A 21,889-nucleotide genomic window follows, 5' to 3' on the forward strand; every position below is an offset into this window, starting at 1 on the left:
TTTGTGATCGATGCCAGGGACATTGCACGGGCGGCCGATCTGTTGCACGACGTGGTGGCGCCGACGCCGTTGGAGTACTCGCGGTGGTTGAGCGAACTCGTCGGCGGCGACGTGTTCCTGAAGTGCGAGAACTTGCAGCGGACCGGCTCGTTCAAGCTGCGCGGCGCGTACGTGCGGATGGCCCGCCTGTCGAAGGCCGAGCGCAGCCGGGGCGTGGTCGCGGCGAGCGCAGGCAACCATGCGCAGGGCGTCGCGCTCGCCGCGCAGTTGCTCGGCATCAAGTCGACCGTCTTCATGCCGCACGGCGCGCCGATCCCGAAGGAGAAGGCGACGCGGGCGTACGGCGCGGAGGTCCGTTTCGTCGGCACGTCGATCGACGACTGCCTGATCGCGGCCCGCGCGTTCGCGGACGAGACGGGTGCGGTGCTGATCCATCCGTTCGACCATCCCGACATCGTGGCGGGTCAGGCGACCGCGGGGCTCGAGATCGTCGAGCAATGCCCGCAGGTGCGGACCGTCGTCGTACCGACCGGTGGCGGCGGGTTGCTGGCCGGGATCGCGTCCGCTATGCAGCGCGACGGGCTGCCGATCGAGGTTGTCGGCGTACAGGCGGCCGGCGCGGCGGCGTACCCGGCGTCGCTCCTGGCGGGGGAGCCGGTGCAGCTCGAGCAGATGGCGACGATGGCGGACGGGATTGCCGTCGGGCTGCCGGGGAAGGTGCCGTTCGAGGCGGTGCAGAGCTATGTCGGTGAGGTGCGGACCGTCGACGAGGATTCGTTGTCCAAGGCCCTCTTGCTCGTCCTCGAACGTGCGAAGCTCGTGGTCGAACCGGCCGGCGCCGCCGCGGTTGCCGCCGTACTCGACGAGCCGAAACGGTTCAAGCCACCGGTCGTTGTCGTACTGTCCGGCGGCAACATCGATCCACTGCTGCTGATGCGAGTGATTCGGCACGGTATGGCGGCGGCCGGGCGGTACCTGTCGCTGCGCGTGCGGATCCCGGACACACCAGGCGGACTGGCCACGTTGCTCAACCAGCTCGCGGCGCTGGACGCGAACATCATCGAGATCGTGCACGAGCGGATCTCGGAGACGTTGAGCCTCGAAGAGGTCGAGGTCGCGCTGCAGCTCGAGCTCCGCGGCGAGGACCATCGCGAACGTGTCCTCGCCGGACTCGTTGCCAACGGCTACAGCTACACGCTCAACTGACGGACGTGGTCGACCAGGCTGATCAGGAACTTGCCCGGTTCCTCCCACGGCGCGAGATGCGCCGAGTGCTCGAACCAAACCGCTTGTTTATAAGGCGCTTCGACCGCCTCGAGCCAGGCCTCCACGGGTTTCGTCGGTGTCGTGTAGTCGTGCCGTCCGAAGAACATCAGCACCGGGATCGGGAACTCGGTCACCCCGCTGTAGTCGACCGTGAGCATCTCGTCCAGCACGCGGCCCAGCGTGAATTCGTTGCCCTCGCCAATCGTCTCGCTCTCCTCGACCGTGTACTCCGGCGAGAGCAGCGGGGCCTGGAAGTAGTACAGCGAGTCCTCGCGGTACGCCGACAGGCCGCCGCGGTACTGCGCCCATTGCCGAGCGATGATGATCCGCTCGCGGGTTACCGGCTCGTCACCGGGGTACGGCGCGATCGACGCCAGCTGCTCGAGCGCCTCGGTGTGATTGTGCTCGCGGGCCTGCTGCATCGCATACTCGAAACACAGGCCCTCGTTGGCGCGGCCATCGATGATCTGGCCGATCCCGACATACGCGTGGAACAGATCGGGGCGGGTCAGCGCGGCCTGCAGGGCGACGATGCTGCCCCAGCTGTGGCCGAGGAGGATGAGCTTCTCGACGCCGTACCGGTCCTTGACCTGCTCCGCGAGCTCGATCGCGTCCGCGGCGTACTGCGTCACAGTGAGCGTGTCCGAGATCGTGCTGGGGTCGACTGCGCGCAGGGTGCGGCCGGCCGCGCGCTGGTCATAGGTGACGACGGTGAAGTATTCCTCGACCGGGCGCTGGAACTGCCAGGCAGCCGGGGCGAGCGGCGACGCCGGACCGCCGTGGATGAAGAAGATGACCGGGTTCGAGCGATCCCTGCCGCGGGCGTAGACACAGTGGTCGATGCCACCGGCCGTGAGTTCGTAGCTCTCCTGGACACCGGACGGTGTCACGATGCGATGCAGGTCCGCGATGACCTCGCGGGCGTCGTCGAAGGTCTCAGTCACCCGTTGAGGGTAGAGGCTCGCAGCTCTTCACGAGAGGTGCGTGCAAGCGCTCGGCGAGAACACGACGCTGGGTCGGCTGGGCCTCGCCCTGAAGCCGCAGACCCTCGTCGGTCAGCCGGACGTTGATCGCGCGGCGATCCTCCGCGCACATGTGGCGCTCGACCAGACCGGCGACCTCGAGGCGGCCGATCACGCGGGACAGGGCACTCTGGCTCAGATGCACGGACTTGGCGATCGTCGCCACCTTCGCGGACTGCTCCGGCAGCTCCGCGAGCCGCTCGAGCACCTCATACTCACTCATGCCCAGCGAGTGGCCCGCCTGCAGCGCCCGGTCGAGGGCACAGGTCAGGTCGGCGTGGCGAGCCAGGAGCTCGCGCCATTCGCGCACATCGGCGTTGGTCTCACCAGTCCCAACGCTGACCTTCGTAGCGGTCATGACGGTGACCATAGCATGCACGCGCATTCAATGCAAACGCATTTAATGCCTAGACATTAGATGCACATGCATGCAATAGTCTCTCCTCGTGACTACGCAAACCACATCTCCAGCCCGTATGACCTGGGACGCGCGCCTGTGGGGTGCACTCTTGGTGGTCTGCGGCGTGATCTTCCTCGACGGCCTGGACGTGTCCATGGTCGGCATGTCACTGCCGTCCATCGGCGCCGACCTGGGCGTCTCCCTTTCTTCTCTCCAGTGGGTCGTGACCGGCTACGTGCTCGGGTACGGCGGCCTGCTGCTCCTCGGCGGGCGGACCGCCGATCTGCTCGGCCGGCGTCGCGTCTTCCTGATCGCGCTGGCCGTGTTCGCCCTCGTCTCGATGCTGAGCTCGCTGGCGAGCAACCCCGAACTGCTCATCGCGGCGCGGTTCGTGAAGGGTGTCGCCGCGGCGTTCACCGCCCCGGCCGCGCTCTCGATCATCACCACGACCTTCCACGAGGGCCCGGATCGCAACCGCGCCCTCAGCATCTTCACCACCTGCGCCGCCAGCGGCTTCTCGATGGGCCTGATCCTCGGCGGCGCGCTGACCGAGGTCGGCTGGCGCTGGACCTTCCTGATGCCCGGCCCGGTCGCCCTGATCGTGCTGCTGTTCGGCCTCAAGCTGATCCCGAACAGCCCGCGTGACGACGCCGCCGGCGGGTACGACGTACCGGGGGCCGTCACCGTCACTGGCGGAATGCTGTCCCTGGTGTACGCCGTTGTCGGCGCCGAACACGCCGGATGGGTATCGGTGCAGACCTTCGGGCTGTTCGCGCTGGCGATCGTGCTGCTGGCGAGCTTCGTCGTGATCGAGCTGCGCACCAAGCACCCGCTGGTCCGGCTCGGCATCCTGCGCAACCCGTCGCTGCGGCGGGCGAACCTGGCCATCCTGACCGTCTTCGGTTCGTACGTCGCCTTCCAGCTGATCGGCACGATGTACTTCCAGAACCTGCTCGGCTGGTCGTCCTTCCAGACCGCGCTGGGCTTCCTCCCGGCCGGCCTGCTGGTCGCCACGCTCTCGCCGAACGTCGGCAAGATCGTGGACCGGGTCGGCACCGAGAAGATGATCATCCTGGCGATGGGCCTGTTCGTCGCCGGGTACGCGCTGAGCCTGCGGATCGGCCCGGAGTCGGCGTACTTCTCGACCGTGTTCCCGACGATCATCCTGCTCGGGCTCGGGTTCGCGATCGGGTTCCCGTCGCTGAACATCCAGGCGGTGTCCGGGGTTCCGGACCACGAGCAGGGGCTCGCGTCCGGGCTGTTCAACACCTCGAACCAGGTCGGCGGCGCGGTGGTTCTCGCGATCGTGACCGCAGTGATCAGCGGCCAGTCGGTCGGTGTTACCACGGCGGCCGGGGTGCTGCCGGCGTACAAGTCCGGGCTGGGAGTCGTGACGGGGATCGCGGCGCTCGGACTGGTGATCGCACTGACCGGCCTGCGCGGGCTCAAGGCTCGCCGCGCCCTCGAAGAGGAGGAAGCGGCCGAGCTGACCGCCGTACAGGACGAGCTGGCGTCGGAGGAGATGACGCCGGCGGCGTGACAACAACCAGCTCCCGCGCGGGGCTGTGAGGTTATAGATGAGTGGTGCGGACTTCTCTCGGGGGTCCGCACCACTACTTTTCGGGGGATTCCCCGATTGGTTTCGACCCGTCGGGGTGCTGCACTGGGGGCATGAGCAACCAGAGCTACGACCAGCAGGTCAAGGACATCCTCGACCGGGTCGCCAAGGGCCACCTCTCCACCGAGGAGGCCACCACCCTGATCGCCGCCATCAAGACCACCCCCTCCGAGCCTGAAGCTCCGGCGGCACAAGCTCCGGTTGCCGACAGCGAGAACGCGAACGGTAGGCCGCCGTGGCCGACCGGCGACGACGTACCGACCTCGGCCGTGTGGGCCGAGGCGGTCGACTCCCCGACCGCGGACCCGGCGCCTGCCGCGACCCCGCCGTCTTCCGAGCCGTCTTCCGAGCCCAGCAGCGAGCCGGCCGCAGGCCGCCTCGCCACCGACCCGTCGCCGGTGCAGGACGTTGTGGAGGCCGAAGACGAGGCCGAGCCGGTTGAAGAGGAGCACAGCAACGTGCCGGTTCCGGCGGGGGTGCAGCGGGTTACCGTGCGGGCGATCGGGCGCCGGGTGCGGTTGATCGGTGAGCCGGCCGTGAACGGCGTGGCCGTCGACGGACCGCACGTGATCAAGCGCGACGGAGACACGCTCGCCATCAGCAGCGAAGGCGACATGGGCGTCTCGATCGACGGATTCAGCATGCTGCGCAACCCGACCGACCTGAAGGCGCACGTCAACGGTCTCGCCAAGGAGCTGTCGGTGCGCGTCAACCCGAGCCTGCAGGTCGAGGTCGAGGTCACCGGCGGCAGCGTCAACGCCGAGCGCCTGCCCGGTCTGACCCGCGTCCGTGTCACCGCCGGTACGGCGAAGGTCGCGGACGTCGACGGCCCGATCGACGTACTCGTCCAGGCCGGCTCGGCCAGCCTGGACGCCCAGATCACCAAGGGCCGCTCCCGCGTCCGCGTCGAGTCCGGTACGGCGCAGGTCGCGCTCCGCCGCGGCTCCGACGTCCACGTCCACACCGAGGCCCAGCTCGGCCGTGTCACCTGGTCCGGCGCGGTCTCCGGCCAGTCCAAGGACGTCGAGATCGGCCGCGGCCGCGCTGCCCTCGACGTAGAGGTCCTGGTCGGCACCGCCCAAATCGCCTCCGACTGACCGCACCCCCGCCGCCCGTGCCCCGCCCGTCCGTCCCGCTCCGAGGGATCCATCTCAGGGGCCGACCCCTGAGGTTGTGGGTTGACCCCTCAGATTTTGGGTGCCGAACCGACCAACTCAGGGGTCAACCCCTCGGACGGGCGAGTTCGGTCGGGACGGTGCGGAGGGTGCGGAGCGGGGAGAAGTAGAGGACGGCGTTCCCCGCGAGGGTGCCGAGGCCTGCGATCCACAGTGTGGTGTGCAGGCCGAATGCTGTGCCCAGTGCCCCGCCGAGCAGGCTGCCGATGGGTGCGGCGCCCCAGCTGACGAAGCTCATGGTGGCGCTCACCCGGCCCTGCAGCTCGGGTGGGCACAGCCGTTGCCGTGCGCTGACCTGCAGGATGTAGCTGACGATGATGCAGAAGCCGGCGAGCAGCGTGCCGGCCACGAACCAGCTGACCTGCCAGCCCGGTGCTGTCATCGCCTGCACTGTGAACGCGACACCGATCCCCGTCGACGACACCAGCAGCGTGCGCACTTCGCCGTACCGGGTGCTGAGTCTTTCGGTGACGACCGAGGCGACGATCGCGCCGCCGAGGCCGATCATGCTGAGTACGCCGATGGTTGCCGGCTGCAAATGAACCGCGCGGACGAGATAGACGACCATGATCGCGCCGGCTGCCGCCTGGAACAGCATCGTCACCATCGTGTTGAGCGCAAGCGGCCGCATCAGCGGGTGATGGAACACGTGCCGCATGCCGTCTGCGATCTCGCGCCGCAGGTCCGGCCGTTCGGGCTTGACCGGCTCGGCCTCCGGCGTACGGATCGAGCGCAGCCACAGCGCTGACCACAGGAAGCTGAGCGCGTCGAGGCCGATCGTCAGCGCGGCGCCGAGCCACTGGACCAGGATGCCGCTCGCGCCCGCGCCGACCACCGCGGCAATCGAGTGGTTGGCCGCGAGCTTCGCGTTGCCCGGCAGCAGGCGATCCCGCTCGAGCAGCCGCGGCAGGTACGAGTTGTGGGCCACGTCGAACAGCACCGTGAGGATCCCGGCCGGCACGAGTACGGCGTACACCTGTGCGAGCGTGAGTACGTCGAACCACCAGGCGATCGGGATCGACGCGTAGAGCAGCGCCCGGAGCAGGTCGGCGTACACCAGGACCGGGCGGCAGCGGATCCGGTCGGCCCATGCGCCCGCGAACAGGCCGAGGACCAGCCATACAGCCGTCTCGCACGTCCGCAGCAGCGAAACCTGCAGCGTCGACGCGTCCAGCGTGAGCACGGCGAGCAGCGGGATCGCGCTCATGCTCAGGCGTGAACCGAGCTGACTGAGTAGGTCAGCGGCCCACAGCCGCCGGAAATCCGGGTGACGGAGGATACCCATTCCGCGACCGTAGAGCCTGAGTTGAGCCCTGTCGACTCAACTATCAACAAAGTTGAGCCGAGGAGACTCAAGCTTGAGCCGAATGCAATGTCTGCTCTCCGGCTGCACTCGGCATTGACAAGGTTTAGACACCGTGCAAATAATCCGAACTGTGTTAAAGAGTTCGGACGGGGACTGGCGTGCGGCCCGCCGGGCGAATGCCCGGGCGGCGGTGCTGGACGCCGCGTGGGGTCTGGTGCGGGAGAACGGGCTGGCCGCGCTGTCGTTGCGCGAGCTGGCCAAGCGCGCCGGGATCACCACGCCGACCGTCTACGCGTACTTCGAGTCCAAGAACGCGATCCTGGACGCGATGTTCGCGGACGCCGCGCAGTCGTTCGTGGAGCTGATGAGCTCAATGCCGTCGAGCGACGATCCGCTGGCGGACATGGTTGCTGCGGCGCGCCGGTTCAGCGACTTCTGCGTGTCCGACGTACCGCGGTACCAACTGTTGTTCCAGCACTCGGTCCCCGGCTTCACGCCGTCGCCCGAGTCGTACGGGATCGCGCTCAGTGCACTCGCGCTGGCCCGCGACCTCCTCGCACGCAACGGCGTGCACGATCCACGGCACCTCGACATCTGGACCGCGATCACCACCGGCCTGGTCGGCCAGCAGATCTCCAACGACCCGGGCGGTGATCGGTGGACCGGTCTGATCGAGGACGTGACCCGGATGTTCCTCGCGCAGTACGGGGACGCCACCCAGCACAAGGGGGAATCATGACCACTGTCACGCAGCCCAGACTCCATCACCTGGCTCTCACCGTGACCGATCTCGACTCGAGCGTTCAGTGGTACGGCGACGTTTTCGACGTACACCCGATCCTCGACGTGCCGCACGAAGGCGGGGTCGGCCGCATCCTCGCCGACGCCGACCGGCAGCTGATGATCGCGCTGCACCACCACGACACCAACGACGGATCCCTCTGCGCCGAGACTGTGACCGGGCTCGACCACGCCGGCTTCACGGTCGCGACCCGCGCCGACCTCGAAGCCTGGCAGGACCACCTCGAGGCCCACGGTGTCGCCCGCGCCGACGTCGCCGACAAGCCACTCACCCAGTCCCCGATCGCCGACGAGCCCTATGCGTCGCTTCTGGTCTTCCGGGACCAGGACAACATCCAGCTGGAACTCTTTGCGCCGGCCGCGCACTGACCCTGACAAGCAAGCGCCCCGGTGGGGTGTCCACCGGGGCGCTTGCGAGCTTTGGTGGGTCAGCCGGTGAAGGGTTCCGCGGCGACGATCTGGACCGTGACGGGCTTGCCGTTGGGCGCCTCGTAGGTGGCCTTGTCGCCCTTCTTCTTGCCGAGGATCGCGGCGCCGAGGGGGGACTGCGGCGAGTACACGTCGATGTCGACCGACGCGTCCAGGGCGAGCAACTCGCGGGAGCCGAGCAGGAAGGTCTCGACGTCGTCGTCGCCGGCGAAGGTGATCGACACCTTCATGCCGGGCTCGATCTTGCCGCCGGCCTTCGGGGTCTCGCCGACCCGGGCGCGACGGAGCATGTCCTCGAGCTGCCGGATCCGCGCCTCGATCTTGCCCTGCTCGTCCTTCGCGGCGTGGTAGCCGCCGTTCTCCTTGAGGTCGCCCTCGTCCCTGGCCTCGCTGATCCGCTGCGTGATCTCCGCGCGGGCCGGGCCCTTGAGGTGCTCGAGCTCCGACTTCAACTGGTCGTAACCGTCCTGCGTCAGCCAGACAACGCTGTCCTCATCGATCTTCTGCGTCACGGGCTGCTCCTTGTGTCGGTTGGGATGGGCAGGAAAATACTGCTGGCCGCCGTCGTCGACGGCGACCAATCCAACGAGCGTAGCAAGAGACCGCCGATAACGCAGGGGTTCCAGGGCGACGCAAACGCTTGGAAAACGTTTGCTCGGAAGGTTTTCGCCGCTATGCGGGCAGAGTCGCGGTAATCGGTTGCCGTGTCAGGTTGGCCGGCGCGATCGCGGGCCGGTGGGGCTCAGTGCGGGCGGTGCTGGTCGGCCGTCGTACAGCCGACCAGTACGACGGCGGTTGCGGAGCGTTGCGTTGTCAGCGTGACCGGGACCACCTGATGGCGAGGTGAATCCGCCTTCACCGTCACGGTCACCTCGCCGACGATCGAGAAGTCGGCCGCCTTCGCCTGCAGCCGGCAGCTGGCCTCGACCGATTTGGTCCGGTCCACCTGCATCGTGGCCTTCGCGCTCGTCGGCGAGACGATCTCGAAACCGTTCAGTTGCGAGGTGACCGGCGGATTCGACTGCACCCAGGCCGCCCACACCAGCCAGACCAGGCCGGCCAGGATCACGACCCCCAGAACCCCGATCACCAGCGGCCGCCGGGACCGGCCGCGCCTGCCGTACCGCGTGTTCAGGTCGGAGGTCGGGGTGGCGGCAGGTGACGCAGATGGCTCAGACACAGGTAGTCCAGGGGGTCGGTCGTGGGTTTTGCCGGAGGTTGGAGGACCATTGTGTCTTGTGAGTGGAGATCTTCGGTTGTTGCATGTGCACGCCCACCCGGATGACGAGTCGAGCAAGGGAGCCGCGTCGACGGCCAGGTACGTGGCCGAGGGCGTCGAGGTGATGGTCGCCACCTGTACCGGCGGCGAACGCGGATCGATCCTGAATCCGAAGATGGACCGCCCGGAGGTGCTGGCGAACATCACGGAGATCCGCCGCAAGGAGATGGACGCGGCCCGCGAGATCCTCGGCATCCGGCAGGAGTGGCTGGGCTGGGTGGACTCCGGTTTCCCCGAGGGCGACCCGCTGCCGCCGCTGCCCGAGGGCTGCTTCGGCCTGATGAAGGTCGAGGACGCCGCCGCCCCGCTGGTGAAGCTGATCCGCGAGTTCCGGCCGCAGGTCGTCACGACGTACGACGAGAACGGCGGCTACCCGCACCCGGATCACGTCATGTGCCACCAGATCACCGTCGCTGCCTTCGAGGCGGCCGGTGACAAGGACGCGTATCCGGAGCTCGGCGAGCCGTTCCAGCCGCTGAAGCTGTACTACCACCACACGTTCCACTACGAGCGGATGAAGGCCCTGCACGACGCGATGGTCGCGCGCGGCCTCGAGTCGCCGTACGCCGAGCGCCTGAAGGACTGGAAGCCGGACCCGGAGAACGAGCGCCGGATCACCACCCGGGTCGAGTGTGCCGAGTACTTCTCGGTCCGGGACCGGGCGCTGCTCGCGCACGCCACGCAGATCGACCCGGACGGTGGCTGGTTCACCGTGCCGCTCGAGGTGCACCAGGCGGCCTGGCCGACCGAGGACTACGAGCTGGCTCGGAGTCTGGTCGAATCCGAGCTGCCTGAAGATGACCTGTTCGCGGGGCTGCGCTGACGGGCGGCTGGGTGACCGGGGCGGTGGGGTGGGGAAGGAATCCAAGACAGTGAGAGACTGGTGGCGTGACAGCGACGACCTCCCTTCTGACGGCCGAGATCGACCCGAATACGGTGAAACCCGGTTGGGTCGCGCTGTTGATCGTGCTCGCTCTCGGTGCCGCCACGGTGCTCCTGTGGCGCAACATGGGCAAGCAGTTGAAGCGCATCGACGTGGACCGCGATGGTGCGGACGACCCAGCACCGTCCGGCGACCCAGCGAGTCCGGACAGCTCGCCGTCCCAGGATGGCGCTGCAGCGCCGACGACTTCGGACCGGACACCGACGCAGACTCCGGCGGAGACCTCGGCTGCGACTGACCCGGCGACCGACCCGGCGACCGACCCGGCGACCGACCCGGCGACCGACCCGGCGACCGACCCGGCGACCGACCCGGCGACCGACCCGGCGACCGACAAGGGGACTGACGCGGCGACGGGCACCGCGGGCGACGCGGCGACCGAGGCCGCGAAGGAGTCGAAGCAACACTCTCAGCACTGATTCCATGACAGTGCGGTAACCGAATCCTGGGAGCTCGGAAACACCCTGGTCACGAGATGGTGTCGGACTGGGCTGCCCACCTCTGCGTGACCCTATAGTGAGCCGGGTGCTGAATGGTGCCCCTCCCCGGTCCGCTCGGTGAGCGCGACTCGCGCTACCCGCGCCGCCCGGCATCGCATGCCCGGACGGCTGGTCGCGGCCGGGGCCGGTGCTGTCGTCATCGCCTCGGTGGCTCTGGTGGTCGCGCTGTTCGCGGCCGGCAGCCAGCCGCGGAACCTCGGCGGGATCGGCGGTCCGGACCTCTTCATCTCCTGGCTGCTGCCGCTGCTGAAGCTGATCTCCACGCTGGCGACGGTCGGCTGCGCCGGCGCGCTGCTCGCGGCGGTCGTGCTGCTGCGGATCGACGGCGGTCCGCTCGGCGTCCAGGGCCGGCGTGCCGTCCGCGACGCGAGCAACTCGGCGATCATCTGGGCGGTTTGCGCGTTCGCCAACGCGGTCGTCACGGCGGCGATCCTGCTCGACACCCCGGTCGGTCTGCTACGGATGCGGCTCGACGACGCGCTCGGCGTACCCGAGGTCAAGGCGCTGCTGATCACGGGCATCCTGGTGCTCGCGCTCGCGATCGGCATCCGCCGTGTGCAGACGTCATCGGCCGCGGGGCTCGGCGTACTGGTCGCGATCGCCGCATTGGTCCCGACCGCGGTCACGGCGTTCCCACGGAACGAGTCGTACGTCGTACTGGCCGGCGCGGCGCTGGTGATCCACGTGATCGCGGCGACCACCTGGGTCGGCGGGCTCGCGGGTCTGGTCCGGTACGGGCGGGCTAGCCGGACCGGACTGCCGATCGTGCTGGAGCGCTACGGACAGGTCGCAACCATCTCGTCGATCGCCGTGCTGTTCAGCGGCCTGATCAGTGCCGCCGGAAGGCTGGCCGCGAAGGGCGGCGGCTGGGGCTCGATCCTCGACCCGCTCACCGGCGACGCGTACGGCGCATTGCTGATCGTCAAGACCGCCGCGTTCCTGCTGCTGATCGTCTTGTCGGCCGTCCACCGTAGCCGCGCCCACGGCGACCTCGTCGACGGCGGCCAGCCGTTCTGGCGGATCGTCGGCGTCGAACTCTTCGTGATGGCCCTGGCTCTGGGCCTGTCGATCGCCCTGTCGCAGACGATCTAGTCCCAGGGCGCGGTCCGGAGTTCCTCGGTACTGCGTCGTTCGCGGTCTGCCGGGCGATCTTGGGCAGCGCGGCCGATCGCGATCATCGAGACGATGTGCCAGCCGGCGCCCGGCTTCAGGTCATCGGTCAGGGTCTCGAGGTTGAAGGCCCGGAATTGGCGGCAGGCGAGGTCCATGGCGTGGGCCTGGAGAGTCAGGTGGGCGACCGATTGGCCGAGGTCGTAGTCGGCGAAGTCCGAGTAGGCCCAGTCGGTGTTCTCGACGTACCGGTGGGCGATGGTCACGATCAGCAGGGATGCGCTCGGTGCCCAGCGGGCTGAGCTGCGGGCGAGGTGCTTGACGACGCGATCGTGCTCTGGCTCGCCGCGACGCGCGACGAAGTACGCCCAGGGCTGGGAGTTGCCCGCGGATGGCGCCCAGCGGGCCGCGTCGAGGAGGAGCTCGACGTCGTCCTCGGTGACGGTCCAGTCGGAATCGAACCACAGCGGGCTGAAACGGCTGGCGAGCAACGGATGCACGGGCATGCACCAGTCCAACTGCTGCACGCAACGGTCCATTCCGTACGGTTGGGGTATGGCGAACGAGCTCGGGCGATCGACCAGTCCGTACCTGCGGCAGCACGCGGAGAACCCGGTCGAGTGGCGGGAGTGGTCGGACCGGGCGTTCGCGGAGGCGCGGGAGCGGGACGTGCCGGTGTTCTTGTCGGTCGGGTACTCCGCTTGTCACTGGTGTCATGTGATGGCGCATGAGTCGTTCGAGGACGCGGAGACGGCGGCCTACCTGAGCGAGCACTTCGTGAGCGTGAAGGTGGATCGGGAAGAGCGGCCGGACGTCGACGCGATCTACATGGCGGCGACGGTCGCGATGACCGGGCAGGGCGGCTGGCCGATGTCGGCGTTCCTCACGCCGGCGGGCGAGCCGTTCTTCTGCGGGACGTACTTCCCGAAGGATGCGCGCGGTGGGATGGCGTCGTTCCGGCAGGTGCTGGAGGCAATCACCGACGCGTGGACGAACCGGCGCGAACAGATCGACGGGATCGGGAAGCGGGTGGTCGAGCAACTCGGTGCGCAGCAGCAGCCGGCCGGGGGAGAGTTCGACCTGGACCGGGCGGTGCAGCTGCTGAAGACCGACTTCGATCCGGTCGACGCCGGGTTCGGGCAGGCGCCGAAGTTCCCGCCGTCGATGGTGCTCGACTTCCTGCTCCGCCATCACCGGCGGACCGGCGACAAGGACGCGCTCGCGATGGTCGCGCACACCTGCGACCGGATGGCGCGCGGTGGGATGTACGACCAGCTGGCCGGCGGGTTCGCGCGGTACTCCGTCGACCGTCAGTGGATCGTGCCGCATTTCGAGAAGATGCTGTACGACAACGCGCTCCTCCTCGACGTCTACACGCAGTGGTGGACCGTCTCCGCCGATCCGCTCGCGCAGCGCATCGCCGAGGAGACCGCTGACTTCCTGCTGGACGAGCTCCGTACGCCGGAGGGCGGGTTTGCGTCGGCGCTCGATGCCGACACCGACGGGGAAGAGGGCAAGTACTACGCGTGGACGCCGGCGCAACTGCGTGAGGTCCTGAGCGCGGAAGATGCCGACTGGGTCATCGATCTCTGCGACGTGACCGGCACCTTCGAGCACGGCACCTCGGTCCTCCAACTCCGGCAGGATCCCGACGATGCCGGGCGTTGGCAGCGTATTCGGCAGGCGTTGAAGCATGCACGGAGCAGTCGTACCTACCCGGGCCGCGACGACAAGGTAGTTGCCGCGTGGAACGGTCTGGCGATCTCGGCCCTCACCCGCGCGGGCGTGGTGTTCGGCAAACCGCAGTACGTCGAGGCCGCCGTCGCGGCGGCTCGATTGATCCGGGACGTGCATCTCGACGGGCGGCTGTACCGGACGTCGCGAGACGGTGTGCGGGGGAGTGCGGACGGCGTACTCGAGGACTATGCGGCGTTTGCCCAAGCATGTATGACATTGCTGGGTGCGACCGGTGAGGTCGAGTGGTTCGAGACCGCAGAGGCCTTACTGGACAGGGTTCTGGAGCAATTTGTTGCTGATGGCTCCTACTTTGACACTGCGGCGGATGCGGAGGAGCTGGTCTGGCGGCCCCAGGATCCGACGGACAACGCCACGCCGTCGGGGGTCAGCTTGGCCGCGGAGGCGTTCACCACGCTGGCGAGTCTGACCGGATCGGTCCGGTACGAGACAGCAGCCCTTGAAGCACTGAAGGCCTCAGCGGCCATTGCCGAGCGGGCGCCGCGGTTTGCCGGCCGGGCGCTCGCCGTCGCCGAAACGATTGCCGGCGGCCCCCTTGAGGTCGCCATCGTCGGCATGCAGCCCGAGTTGATCAGGACCGCGTTCACCGACGCGCCATGGGGTACGGCGATCGTCGCGGGCGAGCCCGGTCTCGCCGTACCACTGATGGAGGGTCGCGGCCGGCGCGCGGCGTACGTCTGTCAGAAATTCACCTGCCGGCTGCCGGTCACGTTGCCGGAACACCTTCGGCGCGAGTTGCGCCCTGCGGACTGACAGCTCGTCGGACGCAGGTTTTCCCCTTCGTTTCGGTCATATCTCTTGACTCACGGCGACCGGACCGCAACAGTCGGTGCTCATGTCGGATGTAACAGAAATCGCATGATTCGACACGTAGTGTCACAAATGAGGCAGTGGCACTGCTGGGTCAGCATCCGGCGCGTCCCCAACTGAATTCGGTCGCTGCGCCCAAACAGCGACCACACGTGAGGAGATGTTGTCTTGAGACGACTGACATCAGCAGGGGCGGTGGCCATCGTCGCGGCAGCGGGTCTTGCCACGACGTTCACCGCTTCGACCGCGGGTGCCACCGACCGGGCGGTGCCGCTTCCGCCGTCCGGCTTCAACCAACCGGCCGCCGTCAAGGCCGAACAGGCGCTGGCCCCGCAGACCGCCGCCGCTCTCGGGCTCGGCAAGGGTGAACAGCTCAAGGTTCACGACGTGGTGAAGGACGCGGACGGTACGGAGTACGTCCGCTACGACCGCACATACAACGGCCTGAAGGTCGTCGGCGGTGACCTGATCGTCAAGCAGCAGGGCGAGTCGATCGGTCACGTCACGTACAACCGCGGCGCGAAGGCCGTCGAGGTTTCCACCAAGCCGACTCTGTCCCAGTCGGCGGCGCTCGCGAAGGGCGCGCAGGCAGCGAAATTCAAGGCTTCCGGCAACAAGGGGCAGCTGGTCGTCTTCGTGACGCCGACCAAGCCCGTGCTCGCCTATGAGGTCGTGACCACCGGTGTGAAGCCCGACCAGACCCCGTCGGTGCTGCACTCGTTCATCGACGCCAAGACCGGCGCGGTTCTCGACCAGGACGACGAGGTCAAGACCGGCACCGGCAACTCGATGTACGCCGGCACGGTCTCCATCGGCACGTCGGGCTCGTCCGGCAACTTCTCCATGACCGACCCGAACCGCGGTGGCAACTACACCACCGACCTGAACGGGTCGACCTCCGGCAACGGCACCACGTTCACCGACGCTGACGACACCTGGGGGACCGGTGCCGCGTCGAACCGCCAGACCGCCGGTGTGGACGCGCACTACGGCGCCCAGCTGACGTGGGACTACTACAAGAATGTCCACGGCCGGAACGGCATCTTCAACAACGGCCAGGGCGCCCGCTCCCGCGTGCACTACGGCAACGCGTACGTGAACGCGTTCTGGGACGGCACCCAGATGACGTACGGCGACGGGATCAGCAACACCCACCCGCTGACCGCCATCGATGTGGCCGGCCACGAGATGAGCCACGGTGTCACCGAGGCGACCGCCAACCTGAACTACTCCGGTGACGCGGGCGGCCTGAACGAGGCCACCAGCGACATCTTCGGCACGATGGTCGAGTGGTACGCCAACAACTCGAGCGACCCGGGTGACTACCTGATCGGCGAGAAGATCAACATCAACGGCGACGGTACGCCGCTGCGCTACATGGACAGGCCGTCGAAGGACGGCGCCAGCGTGGACTGCTGGTCGACCAGCACCGGTGGACTCGACCCGCACTACTCGTCCGGCCCGCTGAACCACTGGTTCTACCTGGCCTCCGAGGGCACCGGCAGCAAGACCATCAACGGCGTGACCTACAACAGCACCGCGTGCAACGGCACGACCTTCGCCGGCGTAGGCCGCGACGTGGCGTCGAAGGTCTGGTACCGCACGCTGAGCACCAAGCTCAGCTCGGGCAGCACCTACAAGGACGCTCGTGAGGGCGCGATCAACTCCGCGAAGGAGCTGTACGGCGCGGATTCCGCACAGTGCAAGGGCATCGAGGCCGCCTTCAGCGGTATCGCGGTCCCGGCCGGTTCGGCCGCCTGCGGCGGTGGCACCACGCCGCCGCCCACCGGCGACAACCTGCTGCAGAACCCGGGCTTCGAGTCCGGCGCGGTGAACTGGACCGGCACCTCCGGCCCGATCACCAACGACACCGGTCGCCCGGCGCGCACCGGTAGCTGGAAGCTGTGGCTGCAGGGCAACGGCCGCGCCACCACCGAGAACGTCGGCCAGTCGGTCGCGATCCCGGCGTCGGCGACGACCGCGACCCTGTCGTTCTGGATCCGGATCGACACCGCCGAGACCACCACCTCGACGGCGTACGACACCGCCAAGGTCCAGGTCGTCGACGGATCGACCACGACCACGCTGGCGACGTACTCGAACCTGAACAAGAACACGTCGTACGTGCAGAAGACGCTGAACCTCTCGGCGTACAAGGGCAAGACCGTCACGGTGAAGTTCGTCGGCCAGGAGGACTCCTCCGCGCAGACCAGCTTCGTCATCGACGACACCTCGCTGACCGCGAGCTGACACCCAACGTCCGGGGCGCGGGTCCACCGCCCGGGTCCGCGCCCCGGATCCCTTTGGCCGAAGGAGATCGGTCCACGCAGAAACTCCTCGTCGCCGCGCTCGCCACCTCGCTGACAACCGGCGCACTGGCGGCCGGCGCGCTGATTGCCCACGGCAACGTCGCTACCGCGGCGGAGTCACCGGACATTTCGGTCACCAACACCAAGGCCCATCTCGACCAGCTGCAGTCGATTGCCACCAGCAACGGTGGTAACCGGTACACGGGCCGGCCGGGCTACAAGGCGTCGGCCGACTACGTCAAGGCCAAGCTCGACGCGGCCGGCTACACCACAACACTGCAGTCGTTCAGCACTTCGGCGGGTACGTCCTACAACGTGATCGCGGAGTGGCCGCACGGCGACGCGAACCACGTCGTGATGACAGGCTCGCACCTGGACAGCGTCAGCGCCGGTCCGGGGGTCAACGACAACGGCTCAGGCGGCGCCGGCGTACTCGAAACCGCCCTCGCTTACGCTGCCAGCGGCCAAACCCCCAGGAATCGCTTGCGTTTCGGGTTCTGGGGTTCCGAGGAGCTCGGGCTGCTCGGTTCGAAGTACTACGTGAACAACCTGCCCGCGGCCGAGCGGGACAAGATCGAGCTGTACCTGAACTTCGACATGATCGCGTCGCCGAACCCGGGGTACTTCGTCTACGACGACAACCCGGCCGGCAACGGCGCTCGTGACGACCTGGTCTCGTACTTCGCCGGCAAGAGCGTGCAGACCGAGTTCATCGACGTACAGGGCCGCTCCGATCATGCGGCGTTCCGTTCCTTGGGGATCCCAACGGCGGGGACGTTCTCCGGCGCCGAGGAGACGAAGACGTCCGCCCAGGCGGCGAAGTGGGGAGGTACTGCGGGGCAGGCGTTCGACCCGTGCTACCACAGGTCCTGCGACACGATCAGCAATCTGGACCTGACCTCGCTGGACCGGCAGATCGATGCGATCGGCTACATGATCTGGACGTACGCGCAGAAGGACTACACCGGCGGGCCGCCGCCCGCCGGTGACAACCTCCTGCAGAACCCAGGCTTCGAGTCCGGTACGGCGAACTGGACGGGGACGAGCGGCGTGATCACCAGCAGCACCGGTCGCCCGGCCCGCACCGGGACCTGGAAGGCCTGGCTGCAGGGGAACGGCCGCAGCAGCACCGAGAACATCGGCCAAGCGGTGGCGATCCCGGCCTCGGCGGCGGCGTCCGCGTTGTCGTTGTGGATCCGGATCGACTCTGCCGAGACCACGTCGTCGACGGTGTACGACACGGTCAAGGTGCAGGTCGTCGACGGCTCCACGACGACCACGCTCGCGACGTACTCGAATCTGAACAAGAGTACGTCGTACGTGCAGAAGACGCTCGATCTCTCGCCGTACAGGGGAAAGACTGTCACTGTGAAGTTCGTCGGCCAGGAGGACTCGTCCTTGCAGACAAGCTTCGTGGTCGACGATGTCGCGGTGACCGCGTCCTAGATCTTCGTGCAGAGCTTGCCCGGTGGGATGGCGGCTTCGGTGAGCAGTTTGTTCACCGGGGCCGCCAGCGGCTTGACCTTCGGATCCTCGATCCGGGCAGTCTTTCCGTTCGCCGTGACCGCAAGGATCATGTCGTCCGGGTGCTTGGTCGTCGGCTTGGTCGCGACCAGGGCGGCCCAGTCGACCTGCTGTGCAGCCGCGGTGATGGTCGCCAGCAAGCTCGGGTCCAGCTTGCACCGGATTGTTTCCTTGCCGCGCCCGCTCACCGTCGCGACGCCGTCCGGGCTGATCTGCACCCGGTCGTCGAAACCCGCGAATCCACCGGTGCGGCTCACGGTCAACGGCAGACCGGCGCCGACCGGCGTGGACTGTGTCACGCTCGCGGTCGGCAGCGTCGGCGCTGAGGGCATCGGGGTGGTGGGGCTGCCGGCGGAACCGGACTCGTTACCGCACCCGCTCAGCACGAGTCCGGCCGTCACTGTCATGGCTGCCACTGCTGCGTATCTGCTCAGGTTCGTCACGCACTATGGATACACGGAGGCGGGGCGTTCGTTGCAGCTGTGACACGACTGAAATGTTCTGCTTTCAGACCACAGGTGAGACCAGGTCGACCATTGCGCGGGTCAGCTGGACACGCTGCTCGAACAGCTCCTTCGACGCGTCCGACTTGCCGAGTAGCTCCAGCGGCAGTGCGGTGAAGGCTGCACGGATGAGCAGCGAGCCCAAGTATCCGTACAGCACCTCGTCCTCGGACACCTGCATCCCCTCGGCTTTGAGCCCGTCCTGGAACGACTTCAGGATGACTTTGTGCACCGCGGGCAGCGCCTCCGGTGCCAGCTCGCCGGCGTGTGCCAACCCGATCAGCAGCTGCCCCAAGTCGAACCCGACGGCCTGCGGGCAGTCGAAACCCCAGTCGATCACTACGAACTCGTCCGGCTGGTCCCTCGGCACGAGGAGGTTCTGCGGGCTCGCGTCTCCGTGCTGGTAGCACTGCGGCAATGCCTCGAGCGCATCGAGTACTGCGGGGACGCGCTCGCCCAGCTCGAGCAGATCGTCGCGCAGGCCGTGCTCGCCCAGGTTGCAGACCGCTGCACTCAGCAGTGGCTGCTTCCAGGTCTGGGGGTCCGCCAGCGCGGGCAGTGCGGCACGGCGTACCCGACCTTCGGAGTAGAAGCGCAGTCCGATGCCCGGAGTGGTGACGTGATCGCGGGGGAGGAACGGCTCGACCAGGTGCGGCTGACGGCGCGCGGAGAGTCGGCCCAGCAGGTACGCCGCGCGCTCGAACCGGTCGATCGGCCACGGACCCCACTCCTGCACGACGTTCTCCATCCACAGGGTGGCGCGATCGTCGTCGTACACGTCGATCCGGTACGCCGCTGGTAGCCGCAGGCCCTCGGGGAGGAGCTCGGCGATGTCGCTGCGGTGGACGGCGATCTCGAGCTGCCACGGCAGGTTGTGGATGAAGAGAGCGCGGAACTCCTCGGGCAGCAGGTGCATCATCGGCCAGTACCGCACCGACTGGAACTTCTTCACGAAGCAGGACCACTCGACACCGTTGGACGTACCGAAGACCCGGTTGAGGGACTCGGTGCTCGGCGTACCGATCGGGTAGTCGACCGGCTCGACCCGGACGTCGGCGGGCACGGCCTCTGTATCGCCCGTGATCGTCCGGACCAGGGCGGTGAATTCGTCGTCGGGCAGGGCATCTCGCCCGAGCGGTTCGAGTGCGGTGATCATGATTCCCCCCAAGGAAGTAAAGCCACCTTACTAACGGCATAGTAAAGTGGCTTTATGACTTCCGTCAACGACGTTCCGGGCCGGGTGCAGGGACCGTGGTCCGGACACATCGCCGGCCTGCTCGGAGCCGCCCTGAAGCGCATCCGGGAAGAGATCCTGGCCAGCTCGGAGGAGCTCTACCCCGGCCTCCGGGTCTCGCACTACCGCCTGCTCGAGATGATCCCGCCCGACGGCGCCCGCATCACCGACCTGGCCGAGGTCGCGGTCATGACCAAACAAGGCCTCGGCCAGCACGTCGACTACCTCCAGCGCCTCGGCTACGCCGAATCCGACCGCCTCCGCGCCGACCGCCGCGTCCGCCTCGTCCGCCGCACACCGAAAGGCGACGAAGCAGCCGCCTACAGCCAAGCCGCCATCGAACGAGTCGAACAAATCTGGTCCACCCGCCTAGGCCCCGCCCGCTACGAAGCCCTACGAGAAACCCTCCGCGAACTGGGCAGCTAGCTGTAGCAGGTCAATTGCGGTGCGGTGATGGAGTCCGGGTCCTACAGTGCGTGGGGTGAATCTCTCGCAGCTCGGTGTGCCGGTCGGGCCGATGGTCCGTGTGCATGGCGGGTTCGCCAACCGGATGTATCGGCTCGACACCGATCAGGGGTCGTTCGCGGTGAAGGAGCTCAATCTCGGCGACCGTCGCTGGAGCTACCGCATCGAGGACGTGTTCAGGTTCGAACGGGCGGCCTTCGCGGCCGGCATTCCGATGCCGGAGCCGATCTCGGCGAGCGACGGCATGCTCGTGCACCGGTGGGTAGAGGGAGAAAAGGTGCCTGAGGCGCCGGTGGCGGAGGCCTATGCGTTCGAGCTCGGCGAGATTCTCGCGCGCCTCCACGGGCTGGAAGTCGAGTGGACCGAGACGGCGACAGAGGAACCGGCGTCACGGGACTGGCCCGAGCTCGCCGAGCGGGCGGCGGCGACCGGGCAGCCATGGGCCCATGAACTCGCGTCTCGAGTCGACGCGTTTCTGGCGATCGCACACTTCGTCGACACCTGCGAGCGGCCGGGTCCCGTCGTACTGACCCACAAGGACATCCAGCCGTGGAACCTGCTTGCTCGAGACAGTCGTCCGGTGATACTCGACTGGGAGCTCTCGGGCATGCTCGACCTGTCCGGTGAGCTCGGCTCCACCGCCTTGAGCATCTCGAAGGGCCCCGGCTTCGACACCGTCGAGCCCGCCATCTTCCGCTCGGTCCTCGACGGGTACGTCGTAGGAGGCGGCACGCTGCCGCCGCCGGGTCCAAGCTGGTTCGCGTTCATGATCGGCGGCTGGCTGGGCCACACACGGTGGAACATCCTCCGCTGCTTGGCCGGCGTCGAGGCGGGCACCGGGCCTGACCTCGCGCTGTCCCACGAGTCAGCGCGCAACGGTATCCGCGGCCTACCCGACATGTTCACCCGGCTGCCAGCCCTCGAGGCGCTACTCGCGTAGCCCGGTCGGCACTCGCCTGCTCCCGGGCCGAGCCTGTCGCCGGTGCATATCCCTCAGCTCAGGCTCGTGTGAGAATGCCAGGCATGGGCGGATTGTCGTTGCGGTCAGAGGACTCGTTTCTTTCGATCGCAAGCCGCGGATCGATCCTGTCGATCGGATCGGTCGGGTCGGTGCTCAGCATCGGATCGGTCGGCTCCGCGCTGTCGGTCGCGTCGGTGGGATCAACTCTGTCCGCCTTCTCGGCCGGCTCGGTGCTCTCCGTCGGTTCAGCACTCTCCGCCCGGTCCCGCTGGTCGCTGTTGAGCAGCGACGGCGACCGCGACGTACTGAAGGCCCCTCCCCGCGCCGCGTTTCGTGCAGGCACCGGGGTCGCGCTCGTCGTGCTCCTGGCAGCCTTCAGCCACAGGCGCTAGAAACCCCCCGCGCGGCTGGGCCGAGCCGGTAGCTCGATCGAAGAACGGGCGGTTGCACACGGCGCCACGCTCCCCCGCCAGCACGCC

Annotated in this window: 22 protein-coding genes; 14 read left to right on the plus strand and 8 right to left on the minus strand. The window is 67.8% G+C overall.

The annotated features are described in order from the left end of the window. Positions 1 to 3: 3 nt before the first annotated feature. A complete protein-coding gene (gene ilvA / locus EV653_RS31565) occupies positions 4 to 1,206 on the plus strand; it encodes a threonine ammonia-lyase (RefSeq protein WP_134108244.1) in 1,203 nt (400 codons plus the stop codon). On the opposite strand, the gene EV653_RS31570 is transcribed toward ilvA, so the two are convergent. After that, on the minus strand, positions 1,191 to 2,210 hold the full coding sequence (locus tag EV653_RS31570) for an alpha/beta fold hydrolase (RefSeq protein ID WP_134108246.1): 1,020 nt from the start codon (positions 2,208 to 2,210) through the stop codon (positions 1,191 to 1,193). The two genes, ilvA and EV653_RS31570, sit on opposite strands and share 16 nt — an antisense overlap. Continuing rightward, the gene (locus tag EV653_RS31575; RefSeq protein ID WP_134108247.1) at positions 2,203 to 2,646 is read right to left on the minus strand and encodes a MarR family winged helix-turn-helix transcriptional regulator; all 444 of its coding nucleotides are present in this window, start codon (positions 2,644 to 2,646) and stop codon (positions 2,203 to 2,205) included. Before EV653_RS31575 ends, EV653_RS31570 begins: the two co-directional genes overlap by 8 nt. A gap of 88 nt (positions 2,647 to 2,734) precedes the next feature. Here EV653_RS31575 and EV653_RS31580 point away from each other — a divergent pair, with 88 nt between their 5' ends. Further along, positions 2,735 to 4,228, plus strand: coding sequence for an MFS transporter (locus tag EV653_RS31580; protein WP_238160557.1), 1,494 nt, complete (start codon positions 2,735 to 2,737; stop codon positions 4,226 to 4,228). A gap of 131 nt (positions 4,229 to 4,359) precedes the next feature. After that, the gene (locus tag EV653_RS31585; protein WP_134108249.1) at positions 4,360 to 5,403 is read left to right on the plus strand and encodes a hypothetical protein; all 1,044 of its coding nucleotides are present in this window, start codon (positions 4,360 to 4,362) and stop codon (positions 5,401 to 5,403) included. 124 nt (positions 5,404 to 5,527) lie between these two features. Here the strand turns inward: EV653_RS31585 and EV653_RS31590 are convergent, their stop codons facing one another. Beyond that, positions 5,528 to 6,766: an MFS transporter gene (locus EV653_RS31590; protein WP_134108250.1), complete on the minus strand. Its 1,239-nt coding sequence runs from the start codon at positions 6,764 to 6,766 to the stop codon at positions 5,528 to 5,530. A gap of 151 nt (positions 6,767 to 6,917) precedes the next feature. Between EV653_RS31590 and EV653_RS31595 the strand changes: the two genes are divergently transcribed. Then, entirely contained in the window at positions 6,918 to 7,526 is a 609-nt protein-coding gene (locus EV653_RS31595) for a TetR/AcrR family transcriptional regulator (protein ID WP_238160558.1), read from the plus strand. Beyond that, entirely contained in the window at positions 7,523 to 7,957 is a 435-nt protein-coding gene (locus tag EV653_RS31600; protein ID WP_134108252.1) for a VOC family protein, read from the plus strand. Before EV653_RS31595 ends, EV653_RS31600 begins: the two co-directional genes overlap by 4 nt. A gap of 59 nt (positions 7,958 to 8,016) precedes the next feature. Here the strand turns inward: EV653_RS31600 and greA are convergent, their stop codons facing one another. After that, a complete protein-coding gene (gene greA / locus EV653_RS31605) occupies positions 8,017 to 8,529 on the minus strand; it encodes a transcription elongation factor GreA (protein WP_134108254.1) in 513 nt (170 codons plus the stop codon). A gap of 230 nt (positions 8,530 to 8,759) precedes the next feature. Beyond that, positions 8,760 to 9,197, minus strand: coding sequence for a DUF4307 domain-containing protein (locus tag EV653_RS31610; protein ID WP_134108256.1), 438 nt, complete (start codon positions 9,195 to 9,197; stop codon positions 8,760 to 8,762). Between the two features lie 58 nt (positions 9,198 to 9,255). Here EV653_RS31610 and mca point away from each other — a divergent pair, with 58 nt between their 5' ends. The 3 genes from mca to EV653_RS31625 all read left to right on the plus strand — a co-directional run bounded on the left by mca (position 9,256) and on the right by EV653_RS31625 (position 11,831). Then, positions 9,256 to 10,119 (plus strand): mycothiol conjugate amidase Mca, encoded by an 864-nt coding sequence (gene mca / locus EV653_RS31615; protein WP_134108258.1) that lies wholly within the window; start codon positions 9,256 to 9,258, stop codon positions 10,117 to 10,119. A 65-nt stretch (positions 10,120 to 10,184) separates the two neighbouring features. After that, positions 10,185 to 10,658: a hypothetical protein gene (locus EV653_RS42875; RefSeq protein WP_238160559.1), complete on the plus strand. Its 474-nt coding sequence runs from the start codon at positions 10,185 to 10,187 to the stop codon at positions 10,656 to 10,658. 138 nt (positions 10,659 to 10,796) lie between these two features. Continuing rightward, positions 10,797 to 11,831 carry a copper resistance D family protein gene (locus EV653_RS31625; protein ID WP_238160560.1) on the plus strand — a complete coding sequence of 345 codons (1,035 nt, stop codon included), beginning with the start codon at positions 10,797 to 10,799 and terminating at the stop codon, positions 11,829 to 11,831. Here EV653_RS31625 and EV653_RS31630 read toward each other — a convergent pair. After that, on the minus strand, positions 11,828 to 12,376 hold the full coding sequence (locus EV653_RS31630) for a nitroreductase family protein (RefSeq protein WP_202871919.1): 549 nt from the start codon (positions 12,374 to 12,376) through the stop codon (positions 11,828 to 11,830). The two genes, EV653_RS31625 and EV653_RS31630, sit on opposite strands and share 4 nt — an antisense overlap. A gap of 28 nt (positions 12,377 to 12,404) precedes the next feature. On the opposite strand from EV653_RS31630, the gene EV653_RS31635 reads away from it, so the two are divergent. The 3 genes from EV653_RS31635 to EV653_RS31645 all read left to right on the plus strand — a co-directional run bounded on the left by EV653_RS31635 (position 12,405) and on the right by EV653_RS31645 (position 18,169). Beyond that, positions 12,405 to 14,357: a thioredoxin domain-containing protein gene (locus EV653_RS31635; protein ID WP_134108264.1), complete on the plus strand. Its 1,953-nt coding sequence runs from the start codon at positions 12,405 to 12,407 to the stop codon at positions 14,355 to 14,357. A 252-nt stretch (positions 14,358 to 14,609) separates the two neighbouring features. Next, the gene (locus tag EV653_RS31640) at positions 14,610 to 16,664 is read left to right on the plus strand and encodes a M4 family metallopeptidase (RefSeq protein ID WP_134108266.1); all 2,055 of its coding nucleotides are present in this window, start codon (positions 14,610 to 14,612) and stop codon (positions 16,662 to 16,664) included. A gap of 53 nt (positions 16,665 to 16,717) precedes the next feature. Continuing rightward, on the plus strand, positions 16,718 to 18,169 hold the full coding sequence (locus tag EV653_RS31645) for a M28 family metallopeptidase (protein WP_134108268.1): 1,452 nt from the start codon (positions 16,718 to 16,720) through the stop codon (positions 18,167 to 18,169). On the opposite strand, the gene EV653_RS31650 is transcribed toward EV653_RS31645, so the two are convergent. Continuing rightward, a complete protein-coding gene (locus tag EV653_RS31650) occupies positions 18,166 to 18,654 on the minus strand; it encodes a hypothetical protein (protein ID WP_134108270.1) in 489 nt (162 codons plus the stop codon). The genes EV653_RS31645 and EV653_RS31650 overlap by 4 nt on opposite strands. Before the next feature lie 100 nt (positions 18,655 to 18,754). Beyond that, entirely contained in the window at positions 18,755 to 19,906 is a 1,152-nt protein-coding gene (locus tag EV653_RS31655) for a phosphotransferase (protein WP_238160561.1), read from the minus strand. A gap of 54 nt (positions 19,907 to 19,960) precedes the next feature. Here EV653_RS31655 and EV653_RS31660 point away from each other — a divergent pair, with 54 nt between their 5' ends. The 3 genes from EV653_RS31660 to EV653_RS31670 all read left to right on the plus strand — a co-directional run bounded on the left by EV653_RS31660 (position 19,961) and on the right by EV653_RS31670 (position 21,802). Further along, positions 19,961 to 20,410 carry a MarR family winged helix-turn-helix transcriptional regulator gene (locus EV653_RS31660; protein ID WP_134108272.1) on the plus strand — a complete coding sequence of 150 codons (450 nt, stop codon included), beginning with the start codon at positions 19,961 to 19,963 and terminating at the stop codon, positions 20,408 to 20,410. A gap of 55 nt (positions 20,411 to 20,465) precedes the next feature. After that, on the plus strand, positions 20,466 to 21,389 hold the full coding sequence (locus EV653_RS31665) for a phosphotransferase family protein (RefSeq protein ID WP_134108274.1): 924 nt from the start codon (positions 20,466 to 20,468) through the stop codon (positions 21,387 to 21,389). An 83-nt stretch (positions 21,390 to 21,472) separates the two neighbouring features. After that, on the plus strand, positions 21,473 to 21,802 hold the full coding sequence (locus EV653_RS31670; RefSeq protein WP_202871921.1) for a hypothetical protein: 330 nt from the start codon (positions 21,473 to 21,475) through the stop codon (positions 21,800 to 21,802). The last annotated feature ends 87 nt before the right edge of the window (positions 21,803 to 21,889 follow it).

It is taken from the genome of Kribbella pratensis (assembly GCF_004365355.1).
Taxonomy (GTDB): Bacteria; Actinomycetota; Actinomycetes; order Propionibacteriales; family Kribbellaceae; genus Kribbella.

Bases quoted from the DNA above. Each gene is read 5' to 3' on its own strand.
- EV653_RS31575 (WP_134108247.1), bottom strand. From the start codon at position 2,646: ATGACCGCTACGAAGGTCAGCGTTGGGACTGGTGAGACCAACGCCGAT.
- EV653_RS31585 (WP_134108249.1), top strand. From the start codon at position 4,360: ATGAGCAACCAGAGCTACGACCAGCAGGTCAAGGACATCCTCGACCGG.
- EV653_RS31590 (WP_134108250.1), bottom strand. From the start codon at position 6,766: ATGGGTATCCTCCGTCACCCGGATTTCCGGCGGCTGTGGGCCGCTGAC.
- EV653_RS31650 (WP_134108270.1), bottom strand. From the start codon at position 18,654: ATGACAGTGACGGCCGGACTCGTGCTGAGCGGGTGCGGTAACGAGTCC.
- EV653_RS31660 (WP_134108272.1), top strand. From the start codon at position 19,961: ATGACTTCCGTCAACGACGTTCCGGGCCGGGTGCAGGGACCGTGGTCC.
- EV653_RS31600 (WP_134108252.1), top strand. From the start codon at position 7,523: ATGACCACTGTCACGCAGCCCAGACTCCATCACCTGGCTCTCACCGTG.
- EV653_RS31635 (WP_134108264.1), top strand. From the start codon at position 12,405: ATGGCGAACGAGCTCGGGCGATCGACCAGTCCGTACCTGCGGCAGCAC.
- EV653_RS31670 (WP_202871921.1), top strand. From the start codon at position 21,473: ATGGGCGGATTGTCGTTGCGGTCAGAGGACTCGTTTCTTTCGATCGCA.
- EV653_RS31655 (WP_238160561.1), bottom strand. From the start codon at position 19,906: ATGATCACCGCACTCGAACCGCTCGGGCGAGATGCCCTGCCCGACGAC.